The following is a 13,555-nucleotide window of genomic DNA, read 5'->3' as shown; positions in this document are numbered from 1 at the left end:
TGGTACTGCGCAAGCGGGAGAGTAGGTCGCCGCCGTTTTGACAGGGCAGAGTTCCGGTGGGTGTAGAAACCCCGATGTGGACTCTGCCTTTTTTTATGCCCCCGCGCGGGGGGGATACCGAATAGGCTTGTATGTCGTAAAATATGGATTTTATTGAGATGTTTTGAGCGGTTTTCCATATTATTTTCATTACTTTTGGGCATTAATCACTAATATCTGAAAAAACATGAAACTGACATTTCGCATCCGGTATCGCACTGTGTGGGGGGAGAACCTTTGTGTTTTGTTAAACGATGATGAAACGCAAATCATATCTCTTTCTACCCGCAATGGTGATGAATGGCAGGGAAGTTTTGAATATATTCCGGTTGGGTCGAATCAGCTCGTAACCTATCGGTATGCCGTTTATCGGGATAATATATGTATACGTAAAGAGTTGGGAGCTATATCTCATCTATTCTATTTAGGGAATGCCCAGCAGAATCATTATGTAATTGATGATTGCTGGAGAGACTTGCCTGCCGATTCTTATCGTTACAGTTCTGCATTCAATAGTATTTATACTCCTCAATCTTATAATAAGCTATCCGACAGCGTCGGAAGTTGTATTACGTTTCGTGCCCTTTGTCCGGAGTTGGGCAATCGGAATCAGGCGTTGGGACTTATAGGAAGTTGCAATGCTTTAGGAAGTTGGGAATATTGCCGTCCGCTGCGTATGCAGGAAGTAAGACCTAATGTATGGCATATAACGCTGGATGCTTCCTCTTTGCAATTACCTTTCGAGTATAAGTTTGTAGCCATAAATGCCGAGAGCGGGGCGGTGGAAGAATGGGAATCCCGTCCGAACCGACTTTTCAACGTGCAGCCTTTACAGCGTGGTGAGACTTATCTGCCGATGGAAACAGAAGTTTTTTTTGCACTTCCAGCCCGTAAATTTGCAGGTTCCGCCATTCCTGTTTTTTCGCTTCGTTCGGAAGGTAGTTGCGGAGTTGGGGATTTCGGCGATTTAAAGACGTTTGTATCATGGGCTGCCGATACAGCGCAGCACGTTGTACAGATTTTGCCTATTAATGATACGAGTATAACCGGAAGTTGGACCGATTCTTATCCTTATAACAGCATTTCCATTTATGCTTTTCATCCCATGTACATCGACCTCCGTCAGCTTCCTGCTTTGGCGGATGCCCAATTTGTTAGTCGGTTTGAAGAAGAACGGGCTCGCTTGAATGCCTTGTCGGTAGTAGACTATGAGGCAGTTAACCGGTTAAAGCAGTCCTACTTAAAAGAAGTTTACCGGCAAGAAGGAGAGAATGTATTGAAATCGGATGAATTTAATACCTTTTTCGCTGATAACCGACATTGGTTACAGCCTTATGCTGCATTCTCTTATTTGCGTGATTTATACGGAACATCTGATTTTCATTGCTGGGAGGCATATAACAAGTACGATGAGGAGGAAATACAGCAACTGTGTTCGCCTGAAAGCGATGCTTATACATTCATCGGGTATTATTATTACATGCAATACCTGTTACATGTACAATTGCTTGCCGTAGCCGAATATGCCCGTCGGAAAGGAGTTATTCTGAAAGGAGATATTCCCATCGGAATCAGTCGTACCAGTGTAGAGTCGTGGGTAGAACCTTATTATTTCAATATGAACGGGCAGGCAGGTGCACCGCCTGATGCTTTTTCCGTAAATGGTCAGAATTGGGGGTTCCCTACTTATAATTGGGAGGTTATGGAGAAAGATAATTACCTGTGGTGGCGCCGCCGCTTTGCTAAGATGGCAGAATACTTCACGGCATACCGCATCGACCATATATTAGGGTTCTTCCGCATTTGGGAGATTCCCACGCACAGCGTTCACGGGCTGTTGGGACAGTTTGTGCCCTCTTTGCCAATGAGTGCCGATGAAATCCGCAGTTTCGGGTTGAACTTCCGTCCCGATTTCATGCTTCGTCCGTTTATCAGCGAATACATTTTGAATACTGTTTTTGGCGAACAGAGTGATTACGTGCGCGAAACCTTCGTACGTCCGCTTCATCATGATTTGTATGAGATGCGTCCGGAGTTTGATACGCAGCGCAAGGTGGAAGCCTTTTTCGAAGGAAGGACCGATTCGGAAAGCATTTGGTTGAAAGAAAAACTATATGCTTTAATCAGCGATGTATTGTTTGTTGCCGACCGTAATAATCCGGAACTGTATCATCCGCGTATCGCTGTTCAGAATGATTACATATTCAAGCAGCTCGCCGAGCAAGAGCAGGAAGCCTTTAACCACCTGTATAATCATTATTACTACCAGCGCCATAACGAGTTCTGGTATCATGAAGCCATGAAGAAACTACCCGTACTTACTCAGTCTACGCCGATGCTGGTTTGTGGAGAAGATTTGGGGATGGTTCCCGACTGTGTATCGTGGGTGATGAACGAGCTGCAGATACTCTCGCTTGAAATTCAGCGTATGCCGAAAGCAATAGGCCGCGAGTTCGGGTGCCTTAACGAATATCCGTTCCGTTCTGTTTGTACGATTGGAACGCACGATATGCCTACCTTGCGCGGCTGGTGGGAAGAAGATGCTGCTCTGACCGAGCGTTTCTATCACAACGAACTTCATCATTGGGGAGAGGTTCCGAAACATGCTCCCGGTTGGCTCTGCAAAGAAATCATCGAACAGCATCTGCAAAGCCCTTCCATGCTCTGCGTGCTTGCATGGCAGGATTGGACTTCGATAGACGAATCATTGCGCAATCCCGATGTACAGGCAGAGCGTATCAACGTGCCGGCAAATCCGCATAACTATTGGCAGTGGCGTATGCACATCACGCTGGAAGAACTCATGCAGGCCGATGAACTGAATGATGCCATCCGGCAAATGATTCAGTCGAGCGATAGAAATACAGCGTGCTAAGGGATATGAATCAGCTTGTGTGTTTGCAGACTTAACCGCCATTGGGGATGTGCTTTGATGTAAGCGATGACTTCCTCCGTATTGCTGCACGAACAAGGCTGTAAGAAATAATGCAGGGCAGGCAGGGCAAGATAAGATTCCACATCTTGCCCTGCTCCTGTATAAACCACTTTTACTTCGTCTATTCGTTTTACATTGAGTTTGCCTCCTTGCTTGGGCGAGCAGGTAACCCAGTCTATTGCTTCAGGGAGTACACACGTTCCGTTGGTTTCGATGGCAACATATTTGCCGAGTGCGTGCAATTTCTCCACCAAGTCATCATCAATCCACAAGCCCGGCTCTCCTCCCGTAAGAATAACCATCCGGCACGGAAAAGCCGACACCCGTTCCAATAATTCCTCGTCCGTCATAAGCGTTCCGCTTTCATGGCGGGTATCACAGAAGTCACATTTCAGATTACAACCCGAAAACCGAATAAATACGGCAGGCGTACCCGTATGGAAGCCTTCACCCTGAAGACTGTAAAACAGTTCGTTAATCTTTCTCATAGATCGCCGTGTTTCCTTCCGATTCACACACTTCCACTTTGTAACAGTTCTCCACCTCGTCGCATATCCATCGGGCGATATTTTCCGCCGTAGGGTTAAACGGAAGTACGTCATTCAAGTGCTTATGGTCGAGCTTGTCTTTCACTTTTTCCTTGATGTGAGTAAAGTCGGTTACCATTCCGTCGGCGTTCAGTTCTTTAGAGCGACAGTAAACGGTCACTATCCAGTTATGACCATGCAAGCATTCGCATTTGCTCCGGTAAGAGAGTTTCAGAAAGTGCGAAGCTGAAATTTCGATTCGCTTGATAACGGTGTACATAATTGTCTTATTAAAAATCTTTGGTTAGATAATATAAAGTAAAGACGCTTAATGTCACCTCAGCGTCGGTGCAAAGATACGGATAATTTTGTAGCTGGACTATAAATCGAATATAGATTGAGTCTTTTTATCGGTTGTTGTACTGTATCGATGAAAGAAAAACTTTGCATCTGTCACATATTAAAATCCTGTTCTTTTCCAACTATCAAAGTATGTGATATCGGTGCTTTGATTTCCAATATACCTTTGAGGAGGTGTTTTCTCCCGGTTCTCGGCTGGCTTACATAAATATCACAATATACGTTGAACTGTCCGTAACAACATTCTATAGTGCAGATTTGTAGCTTATGAGGGTTGATGGGGAACATTTTGTAGATGTTGAATATATCTTCCGGAACCGGTAGGCATTGTGTGGTTTCATTGAGCTGTATAGTTGTTTCTTTCATGACAAGTTTCTTGCTGACATCGTTGTTGAACCGCTCTGTTTCGGGGGCAGGAACTGTCGGAATGTTTCCCTTGAATATCTTCAGTACATCGTTTTGTCTGTACGGATTCCCTGCAATGTACAAGTTCGTAAAGGTATATTCTTGCAGAAAGTGTGAGTAAGGCATTATGATATAATTGATGACTTCCGAGGTCGCATTGGTCATCTTTATCATTTTTGTATCAACCGTCACGTTGTCTTGGTACGTGTAAGAGTCTAATGCATACACGATGCTGTCAATCTCGTACCTCGACGAAGGTTCTAACTCTACGGAAATTTCCCTTTCGTCATAGTCGTTTCCTACGTTTACGGTCAGCATCATAGGCTCAAGGTTCATGTTTTCGGGCTTTGAGAAACACAGATGCGTTTCGTCCGTGCGCTCGATGGTCAGATGGATGTCCGGCTGATCGATTACCATCTTAACCGTTTCTTCTTCCGACATATAGAATGGAGAGTTCATCGCAATCAGGTGACCGTCTTTTGCGTAGATGTCTCCGAGGACTTCGCGGAACGCTCCGTCTTCGTCGGTGGAGAATACGTTTCTTATAACCCAGTTTGATGCTTTGAAGCTGACGGTTACGGTGGAGTCGGTATCCGAAAGTTTTATTTCTTCCGCCGACGGTGCATAGTCGTTGATGAACACGTCGCCGTTGCATCCGCAGAGCAGGGCGGAGAGGGTGGCGATATAAAGAAGGAAAATTTGTTTCATAGGGAGTAAGGTTTTAAAAATTATCTTGCGTTGAAACGGTAACCTATGCCCAGCATCAGGTTGTTGGGGTCTTTAAAGCGGTAAAGCTGATACCCCGTGTGCAGGAACAGGTTTTTGGTAAGATTGGTTTTCAGTGCAAGTGTTTGGTAAAATTTGTTCGTATCAGGTCCTTTACACAAAAAGTTCTTGCCGATACCTATGTTAATAGAGAATATCGGCATTACTACTTCTGCCCTTACAGACAGCCCCATCGAGAACTGCTCTTTGAAGGGAGGCCGGTAAAACCGAATCTCTTCCGGGGTAGAGGGAATAACTTCGTTGGCAACGTGTTGTTGGATGTTTGCACTTTCGTCATATTGCACGTCGAGTGATACGCCGGCACGGAAGTAACGGTTAAAATTATAGAGTGGGTTGAAGTTCAATCCCACGATGCCGAAAGAACCCGGAACAAGAAACGAGTTGTTATTCTCGAAAAACACACCTTTTTTTCTTGTAGCCCCGTATACGATTAAGTCGTAGCTCATGTATCGGCTGAATGACGGTTTACATCGCAGATACGCCGGTTTCTCACTCTTGTCGCCGCCCCCGAAAAAGCGGGTTACGCCGATAGAAGCCCCTATGGTGTTTACTCCGGAATTGGGATAACCCGTGTTTCCGTTCGAATAATGAGTAAGGTCGATTCCGGCACGCAATTCCGTACCGGGTGCCAACTGCCAGTTCAGGAGGAATTCCAAATTGATGTAAGCATTAATTTTAGAACCTACAACCCGGTTCATCGGGTTGGTTTCCGGATTATACTTTTTCCAGCCGAACGAGGCTCCGAAATTCCATTCATAATCGAAAGATAGTTTAGGAGTAATGGTGGCTATCCTTGATGTCTGAAAAACATATACGGCGAGCGGATTCCCCATTTCCGCAGAATTGAAGAACGTATTGTAACCAATGCCTATACCCTGAACCGCGTGCGGATACAGTTGTCCCAGTTTTGTTTCGGGAGTAAACCGGAATCCGTATTTCAGATGTCCCGACAATGCGGAGTTTATTGGGCTCTGTGCGTTATTCATCCCTTTGAGAAATTCATGAGTGGGGAAAACGTATGTAGGCTTAAAGGCGACTCCAATCGCATGAACCATCTTTTTGGGATGGGAGTCATTCCCTGTCGAAAAGCTGTTTCTTGTCACCGAATCGGTTGGTGTTGTTGCAGGTGAGGCGGCACAGAAGCCCGAAAAAAGGAACAGTGTCAATATTCCGATTAGCTTTTTAGCATTCATAGCTTTCTGACAGGTTACATTCATTCATAATAAGGGTTATTATTTTCTCTGTTGTAGATGCAAATGTATACGAATAACCGGAAGATGCAAAAAATTGTACGGTAAAAAAGCACAACCGGTATGCTATATTTCCGGAAAGTTTGGTTGGCAGGAGCTGAGCTTTTATCAGGGATAAAAACGCTACCCGTAGAGCCGTTGAACGCTACCCATAGAACCGATGTACGCATCCGCATGGGATAACAAAAACTAACGGTAGCGTTTTGACGGACAAACCGCAGCGGAATTTGTGCGTGCGGCTGTCCGATAAAACGCCTGCCGTTTTCAACTGTCGGACAGATGTATGTCTTTGACTTACAGTAAAGTATTCAGCAAAACTTTCCCCGACGTCTCTACTACCTTTACTCTGATTTTTCCGTCTGATAAATCAAGACGGGTAGCACTCCGATTGCTTCCCACGATTACCGGGAAAGCATTCCCCGCCTTATTTTTCTCGTGGAAAGCAAACTCATGCGTATGCCCCGACACCATCAAGTCGATATGAGCTTTGTTCAGAATCGGGAGCATTTTGGCTTTCAGATCGTTGATGCCGTGAGTCAATTCCTCTTCCGGGAAAATGTCGACCATCGGATAGTGGGAAATAACAATACGGTACCGGGCTGTTTTAAATTCCTCCGTTTCTACTAATTGAGCCAGCCACTCCGTCTGCTCGGTACGGTAAGCGTCGAAGTCGGTCAGTCCGGCATACACCTGCGTATCATCGGGTTTATCCTCACCGCAATCCAGCATCACAATCATGATGTCTCCCATCCGGCACGAACCGTAAATCTTCCCGCTCGATTTCGGGAATAATTTCGGATAACTGCGTGCCAGTTTTCCGCGGGTCTCATGGTTTCCGCGCACCATGTTGAAAGGTATGGAAGAAGCAAACCGCTGTACACTCTTGTCGATGAAAGCGCGGAAAGGCGTTTCGCTGTCCTCTATGTAATTCATCATATCGCCGGCATAGAGAAAAGCGTCGCACGTTTTGTAATCGCAAAGATTAAGCAACGTGTCTAATTGTTCATAGTTGTTATGCACATCGCTTACCACAAACAAAGACCCGCCTTCATGCGTAGGGTCTGTGGTGCGGAACGTGTACCACTGCGAAGTGATACTGTCGCCAAACACCACCTTGTAAGGCTGGAAGTCGCGCATCTCCTTCGAGCGAATCCGGTAATTATACACCGCTCCCGGCTTCAGTCCCTCTGCCCTGACGCTGTGGAAAACCGTATTCGCATCGCGCAGTCCATGCTCCGTATGGTAATAAGATTTGATATCCTTTCCGCCTTCCTCCTTCAGTTCGATAAAAGAAAACGAAGGAAGCGAAGTGGTAAACACAAAAGTAGCCCCTTGCGCAGTCACCTCTTGAAGATAAGGTCCGTGATTCACTTGAAACTCCGTTGTTTCTTGGGCAAAAGCGTGCGTTGCCCCGAAAACGAACAGCGCACTCATCAGAAAATCTTTCAGTTTGTTTCTTCTCTGCAACATAATTCATACTATTAATGATGATACCTATTTACAGATACAAAAGTAGACTAATAGTTCAAAGTTGCAAATACCGGGTGGTAAAAATGCTTTGTTTATCTTTCGTTATAGGATTATGTGTTGTTTTTGACCGGAAGAGTGAAATGATAGTGAAACATTAGGGTTAGTCAAATTCCCCAAGTTGTAAATGTTTATTCTTTTGTAAAGGCACTATAAAATATGATTGTGAGAAAATAGTTTATAGTGCCTTATGTATTTATGTGAAGCCTCATTCATTCGTGTGTGGGCATCGAGCTAAACTTGAAACTATTCCTTTAAATGATCTATTTCTTTGATAATCTCATCATTGATGCGTTGCATTTTACGGAAGATTAAGAAAGCGATTCCGGTACCAACGAGACACCCGATGCCAATGCCTGTTCCTATTATAATGGCATAAGCTCTATCAGATAAATCATAATTCAAAAACTCAAACAAGAATATACTTGCCCAAACTATGCATATCGGAATCCCGACTACCATTTGATTTATGCGATTCTTTTTCATCTTTACAAAAATCTGGCGCGAAGTCAGCAAGTCATGTTTTAGCCATCCTTTTCCTAATACCTTATTAATAAAGAAATCAAAACCAATTTCTACTGCTACAAGTAGCATGGTTGTGATATAAAAGTATAATGAGACTTTACCCGTTTGGTAAAAGTAAAGAAACATAAGGGCTAATAAGGGCATGAGCAAGAATAACTTTATATAGATATACTTATCTATCCATTTCATTTTGTTCTGCATAACAGTTCGCAAAAGTCGTTCATTGTTAATCTGCTGAGATTTTATTTTCTCGGTAAGGATAGCAAACTGTTGTCTCAATTCGTCCATATCGTTTATATTATTCTTTTCCATGATGAATGTCTTTTAAGGGTGCATATTTTTAAGTTGTTCTCTGATTCGGGAAAGCCTCACCGAAACATTCTTGGTTGAAATACCTACAATGGCTCCTATCTCATCGTAAGGAAGGTTTTCCAGCCATAGGAGGATTATAGCCCGGTCGAACGGCTCCAATCTGTTGATACGGTTATAGAGTGCTTTAATTTGCTTTGATTCGTGGTCATTATCCTCAAAGAGGTCAATGTCTACTGTTAACGGAACTGTTTTTCTCCGTTTTTTCTTCCGGTCGAATGATATGCACGTGTTCAGACTAATCCGGTAAATCCAAGTTTTCATTTCACTCTTTTGTGCGAAATTGTCAAATCCTTTCCACAGATTGATAGAGACTTCTTGGTATATATCGTTCACTTCATCTTTGTCTTTTGAGAACATGAAGCAAACGGTATATATGGTCGTTTTATACTCTTTTAATATCCGGATGAAGTCAGTTTCTTTCTTATTCATCTTATCCATAACTTTTAGTACGTTAGACACAAGACATGTTTGGTTCTCTGCAAAATATTCGTTTTTAGAGCCTTCAGACTATTTCACGGCTTCTATCGTGTACCCTTGTTTGCTTAGCAAGTTTAAGATGCCACGTTCACCAGCCAGATGTCCGCTTCCGACAGCAAAAAAAGTCGCTTTTTCTTTCATGATGGCAGGCATGACCTCAGCCCAGTTAGCATTACGCCTGTAAATCAGAGCCTCTTCTTCTTCAGGAAGTGCGTCGCAGGAATTACCCTGCTTTTCTTCAACGATCTCCATTAATTGTTTCAAATCCTGTTTCATATAAGCAGCCGACATCCTTCGGGTTTGTTGTTCTGCCTTATTTAAATTCATGACGGTACAGAGTAGCTGGTCGGCCTGACGCTGAAGAGTTTGCGTTCCGAATAAAACTCCCATTTGGAAATCCATTGTCTCCAAACCGGCAACAGCTTTCCCCTGTTTTTGAGCTTCAGACTGAATCCATCCGTCTAACTGCTGCTGAGGATTGAATCCTTCTACGGTTTTCATGGCTATCAGTGCACTTATTTGCGCAGTGAGAAAAGCCGGTTTTATTTTATCGAACATCTGCAACTCTACCCCCATCAGTTGCTTAATTTTTACCGCCACACTATCATACTGTGCACTATTGAATAACGTATGTAGCGTAGTATCACCCGGTAGCATAATAGCCTGCTGCATTTTCTGCATGTTGATTGGACTTTGCATTTCTTCCATCACTATTTCTCCATATACCTGCTCCGTTTCATTCATAGCCTGTTTAAAACCGGGTATACTATCTGTTATTGATAGCGGCGCCAAATGATGAGTACCAAATACATACGACGGTTTAGCCAAATCTTTTCCGGAAACTTTCCATAACAGCTGAGCATTAGCTCCATAAGTGATGCACAGAAGCACCACTAATACCAAAATCTTTTTCATATTCTAAAATTTTAAATTGTTTCTACTTGTTAGACGCACAGGTAAGCAATTTACTACAAAAAATCGGAGAATTTTTTAAATTTATTGGAATTATGCTTCAAAAGTCGAAGTTTGAATTATGGAAAAAGAGGGATTACGGTGGGCGAACAATAACCGACTCAAAGCATTTGTTTGCGCAAGAACACAAAAAAAGCACCTACAAAAACTTTGTAAGTGCTTGATTCTAAATGTGGACCAGCCAGAGCTTGAACTTGGGACCTCCAGATTATGAGAACGATAAAATGATTTTCTGAGATAGTTTGTTTTGCTAATCTTGATTAAGGATCAGACAGTTACGAATTCTACTATCTCCTATAAAACTCACTAAATACTCCTAACTGAAACCGTTTGTTTACGCATTGTTTACGCAGAACTAGGGAGGTAAATGTTGCGATTAAGCTCGTTGGGAGTAATGCCAAGTACCCTCTTTTGTTTTGCATAAAGCATCATGTTGTCGCAAATAATTTATAATTTTGCGACAAACTCAATGTAAAGGTAAGCATAGAAGACCATATTTTGACTGAAGTCGGAAACCTGTTTTTATCGCATATCTTAGAGATAAGAATTCATCTGGATATGGCAATCTCTCGTTAGTCTTTTAGCTCATTCTGTAATCTGCAAAAAATATATAATACTATTTTGCACGATAGAACGATTGTCATAAAACCAATATAAACCTTCTCCCAAGATGTGAATTTTCTTTTCGGTTGACCTAATACTTTTCTCAAATGTTCCATTGTATTCAAAATTTAAGTTAGGGGCAGAGATTGTCAATACGGCATTCCTTTTGCAGGAATACCAAGACAAAGACACAGGTAAAGCCAAAGTCCAAGACCGGATGTTTTTTATACCCATAAACATCCGCCGTTTGTTAGTTAGACATTCTATGTTCTAATTCCTAAATAAAAGCGACAATCTCCTTCCCCATCAAAGCCGTGATTGGCATCCATTGAGATGCTGGTTCGCGACACCTTGTTTTTTATTCTTCAAGCCGACTCAGGCGGTCATAAGTTTCTTGCAAGGCTTCCGGCACATTAATTTTCAGTTTAGAGATGCGTTCCTGCTCTTTCAGTTGCCATTCCTTGTATTGAGTGAAAAGCTTCATGTGGCATTGTTTTTCACTTTCCAGTTCCTGCTTGAATCGATGTATATTTTCTAAAGTCTGTTTCTCGGCTTGTTTGTTGATAGCAAACTTCATTTTATTCAGCTCCCGTTCATTCTGACGATGCCATTTTTGGAGTTCGAAAAACACATCTTCTACTTTTTGCGGGTCAACGGAAGGAACATGAGCGTAAATCAGCGTGTCTTTTCCATTACCATCGGTACTGTAAGGCTTCATGATTCCGTTCTGTAGTTCCTCACGAGCAGAAGAAAATTGGCCTCCGGGATGGATGTATTTTCCAATAGTAGCAGCTACGGCTTCCAATTGCAGATAGCGGTTACGCTCCTTGATATTCATTTGAGCAATGATATCCGTTTCCGTCGTTTCCTTCGGATAGGATGGACTGGAAGGTATTTCGACTCCTTGAAACGTACACCATTCTTCAAATGTGAAGTTTGCCACCTGTTTTAATTTTTTGTCTTTAGCCTTGACTGCTTCTCTCATCCAAGCGCAAAAAGCGTTCATTGAGGCTATTTCTTCCAAAAGCGGACGCACCTGGGCTAGCATATTCCCGTCATAGCCGACACAGATGGTTTTCCCCGATTCGGAAGCCGAACCTACAATATCGACTTTTGTGGTCACAAAAGTCATGTTTTTCAACTTCGTTTCATTCCCGGCTATAACCTCCTGTGCCAAATCAGCCAAGTGCGAAGCCGAGGTGGAAGTTAGTCCATGTTCACTGAAGAATACTTCATTTATTTTTTCCATAATAACCATTAATTGCATTTGGTAAAAATGTCTATCCGAAAAATGCCTGTCGGCATGGTTGGAACGTCAAACATCGTCCATTTTATCTGAGTGCTTTCCTGTTTCATCTCTATACAATCATGGAAAACATTTAAAAGTTCACGGACAGGGTCATTATCATCATCGTCAACCTTCCTGTTATAATAAAGAGCAAAGATTAAATTAGAAACATCCTCTAATGAAACATATTTTGCCGGAAGGAATTTTCGTATATTTTTTAATTCAGCCTTCAAATAATCAACGCTTCCTGATAATGTAAAGTAGTCAATAAACTTTGTACAAGAATGATAACCCAAGAAACTTCTCACATCATTAAGGTCAAAACAAACCAGACTGTGCTTTATTATCAGACTGAAAAACGAGTTCGCGATATTAGCGACTCTTTTGTTTGCTTCTTCAAATAGTTCAGAAAGCGTATGGCAAGGCAACGCATCATAATCCACAACGAAAATTCCGTCAGCAATTTTTTCCAATTCACCAAGCAACTTTACAGCATTCCTTCTCTTTTCCATACCCTCAGACGAATGCGGCAAAGTGGCAACTACCAGTTTTACCTTAACTTTCAAATCAACGGCTTTCTGAAGAAAATGTTTGATACATCCTTCTCCTGTTCCTCCGCCCAAGCATACAATAAAAATAGACACAAGTTTGTCTGCAAGTATTTGCTTTAAACACGGCAACGATTTCTTACATTCTGCCTCTGCCAAACGTCTGTCCTTTCCACTTCCTAATCCGTCAGTGCCAATGAGATACTTATGAGCGAGAGATAATTCTCTCATTTCCTTTTTATTCATACCAAACACGTATAAATTCGTATCCGGCAGTTCATATTTCTGCATTTTTTCCACAATTCTTCCGGCTCCGCCCCCAATTCCGATTATTGAGAAGGAACAAGTTTTGGGTTGAAAGTCAAAAAAGTCAAACACAGGCTTAGTTGAATCATTCTCTTCCATATAAGCAACAATTTATTATAATAAGTTAGTTAGTCAAAGTCTTTTCGATGTATCCATTACTGCCCCTTGATATTGGAATATTCTTTTCCGATTTTCTTCCGCCATCTCTTCCGTCCCGCCAAAGTAAGTGATTTCCCACAGCAAGCCCGCGACAAGCTCTTGTGGCGTGATCACGATATCTTTTTCTACCACCACTTCCATACCAGCTATTTCCGACCACGAAGGATAGCAGGCCATAGGGCAGTCGAGGTGATTGTCCGCTTTGTCGTATACAGAACAGTTCATATCTATCATCGGACTACAGGTTTCCCAACGCCATCCCAAGCGGATGTAATAGGGGGATGATTTTGCCTCCAACGCTTGCACTTTCTGATAAATTCTTTTCCACTTGTCCAAATCAAGCTGCCCGGCCAACTTCGGTTCGTTGGTTTGCCATAGATTCAAGAATGCCGGACTTATTTCAGCAAAACTAAATTGCGAAAACAGTTCCTTGAATGTCATAACACTATTTTTTATCATGATACTAATCCCCTCAA

The 13,555-nt window shown here is 42.6% G+C and carries 13 protein-coding genes; 1 reads left to right on the top strand and 12 read right to left on the bottom strand.

Annotated elements, in window-relative coordinates; all coding sequences use genetic code 11:
• Positions 1-190 (bottom strand): hypothetical protein (locus H9626_RS15010; RefSeq protein WP_225231035.1); only part of this gene is annotated, 190 nt, incomplete at its 3' end.
• Between the two features lie 36 nt (positions 191-226).
• Here H9626_RS15010 and H9626_RS14495 point away from each other — a divergent pair.
• Entirely contained in the window at positions 227-2,914 is a 2,688-nt protein-coding gene (locus H9626_RS14495) for a 4-alpha-glucanotransferase (RefSeq protein WP_191710935.1), read from the top strand.
• On the opposite strand, the gene H9626_RS14490 is transcribed toward H9626_RS14495, so the two are convergent.
• From H9626_RS14490 to H9626_RS14440, 11 genes are all read right to left on the bottom strand, one after another.
• Positions 2,911-3,462 (bottom strand): 7-carboxy-7-deazaguanine synthase QueE, encoded by a 552-nt coding sequence (locus H9626_RS14490; protein WP_191710934.1) that lies wholly within the window; start codon positions 3,460-3,462, stop codon positions 2,911-2,913. The genes H9626_RS14495 and H9626_RS14490 overlap by 4 nt on opposite strands.
• A complete protein-coding gene (gene queD, locus H9626_RS14485; protein WP_191710933.1) occupies positions 3,449-3,781 on the bottom strand; it encodes a 6-carboxytetrahydropterin synthase QueD in 333 nt (110 codons plus the stop codon). The genes H9626_RS14490 and queD overlap by 14 nt, the downstream gene beginning before the upstream one ends.
• A gap of 173 nt (positions 3,782-3,954) precedes the next feature.
• Complete coding sequence (locus H9626_RS14480; protein WP_191710932.1) at positions 3,955-4,974, bottom strand: hypothetical protein; 1,020 nt, start codon at positions 4,972-4,974, stop codon at positions 3,955-3,957.
• A 20-nt stretch (positions 4,975-4,994) separates the two neighbouring features.
• Positions 4,995-6,269: an acyloxyacyl hydrolase gene (locus H9626_RS14475; RefSeq protein WP_225231034.1), complete on the bottom strand. Its 1,275-nt coding sequence runs from the start codon at positions 6,267-6,269 to the stop codon at positions 4,995-4,997.
• 327 nt (positions 6,270-6,596) lie between these two features.
• Positions 6,597-7,772: a purple acid phosphatase family protein gene (locus H9626_RS14470; RefSeq protein WP_191710931.1), complete on the bottom strand. Its 1,176-nt coding sequence runs from the start codon at positions 7,770-7,772 to the stop codon at positions 6,597-6,599.
• Between the two features lie 303 nt (positions 7,773-8,075).
• Positions 8,076-8,666, bottom strand: coding sequence for a hypothetical protein (locus H9626_RS14465; protein ID WP_178257475.1), 591 nt, complete (start codon positions 8,664-8,666; stop codon positions 8,076-8,078).
• A 12-nt stretch (positions 8,667-8,678) separates the two neighbouring features.
• Complete coding sequence (locus tag H9626_RS14460) at positions 8,679-9,155, bottom strand: RNA polymerase sigma factor (protein WP_191710930.1); 477 nt, start codon at positions 9,153-9,155, stop codon at positions 8,679-8,681.
• Between the two features lie 78 nt (positions 9,156-9,233).
• On the bottom strand, positions 9,234-10,118 hold the full coding sequence (locus H9626_RS14455; RefSeq protein WP_191710929.1) for a TraB/GumN family protein: 885 nt from the start codon (positions 10,116-10,118) through the stop codon (positions 9,234-9,236).
• Between the two features lie 1,018 nt (positions 10,119-11,136).
• Complete coding sequence (locus tag H9626_RS14450; protein WP_191710928.1) at positions 11,137-12,027, bottom strand: hypothetical protein; 891 nt, start codon at positions 12,025-12,027, stop codon at positions 11,137-11,139.
• Between the two features lie 8 nt (positions 12,028-12,035).
• Positions 12,036-13,019, bottom strand: a complete 984-nt coding sequence (locus H9626_RS14445) for an FtsZ/tubulin family protein (RefSeq protein ID WP_191710927.1) — start codon at positions 13,017-13,019, stop codon at positions 12,036-12,038.
• A gap of 33 nt (positions 13,020-13,052) precedes the next feature.
• Complete coding sequence (locus H9626_RS14440) at positions 13,053-13,520, bottom strand: DUF6557 family protein (RefSeq protein WP_191710926.1); 468 nt, start codon at positions 13,518-13,520, stop codon at positions 13,053-13,055.
• Positions 13,521-13,555: the final 35 nt, after the last annotated feature.

The organism is Phocaeicola faecium, from assembly GCF_014837055.1.
GTDB lineage: Bacteria > Bacteroidota > Bacteroidia > Bacteroidales > Bacteroidaceae > Phocaeicola > Phocaeicola gallinarum.
The sequence above is the reverse complement of the archived record's forward strand: the minus strand, read 5'-3'. Positions and strand labels throughout refer to the sequence as shown.

Excerpts from the sequence above, each read along its gene's own strand:
- H9626_RS14465 (WP_178257475.1), bottom strand. The coding sequence starts at position 8,666 with ATGGAAAAGAATAATATAAACGATATGGACGAATTGAGACAACAGTTT.
- H9626_RS14440 (WP_191710926.1), bottom strand. The coding sequence starts at position 13,520 with ATGACATTCAAGGAACTGTTTTCGCAATTTAGTTTTGCTGAAATAAGT.
- H9626_RS14480 (WP_191710932.1), bottom strand. The coding sequence starts at position 4,974 with ATGAAACAAATTTTCCTTCTTTATATCGCCACCCTCTCCGCCCTGCTC.
- H9626_RS14490 (WP_191710934.1), bottom strand. The coding sequence starts at position 3,462 with ATGAGAAAGATTAACGAACTGTTTTACAGTCTTCAGGGTGAAGGCTTC.
- H9626_RS14455 (WP_191710929.1), bottom strand. The coding sequence starts at position 10,118 with ATGAAAAAGATTTTGGTATTAGTGGTGCTTCTGTGCATCACTTATGGA.
- queD (WP_191710933.1), bottom strand. The coding sequence starts at position 3,781 with ATGTACACCGTTATCAAGCGAATCGAAATTTCAGCTTCGCACTTTCTG.
- H9626_RS14475 (WP_225231034.1), bottom strand. The coding sequence starts at position 6,269 with ATGAATGTAACCTGTCAGAAAGCTATGAATGCTAAAAAGCTAATCGGA.
- H9626_RS14450 (WP_191710928.1), bottom strand. The coding sequence starts at position 12,027 with ATGGAAAAAATAAATGAAGTATTCTTCAGTGAACATGGACTAACTTCC.
- H9626_RS14495 (WP_191710935.1), top strand. The coding sequence starts at position 227 with ATGAAACTGACATTTCGCATCCGGTATCGCACTGTGTGGGGGGAGAAC.
- H9626_RS14460 (WP_191710930.1), bottom strand. The coding sequence starts at position 9,155 with ATGAATAAGAAAGAAACTGACTTCATCCGGATATTAAAAGAGTATAAA.
- H9626_RS14470 (WP_191710931.1), bottom strand. The coding sequence starts at position 7,772 with ATGTTGCAGAGAAGAAACAAACTGAAAGATTTTCTGATGAGTGCGCTG.
- H9626_RS14445 (WP_191710927.1), bottom strand. The coding sequence starts at position 13,019 with ATGGAAGAGAATGATTCAACTAAGCCTGTGTTTGACTTTTTTGACTTT.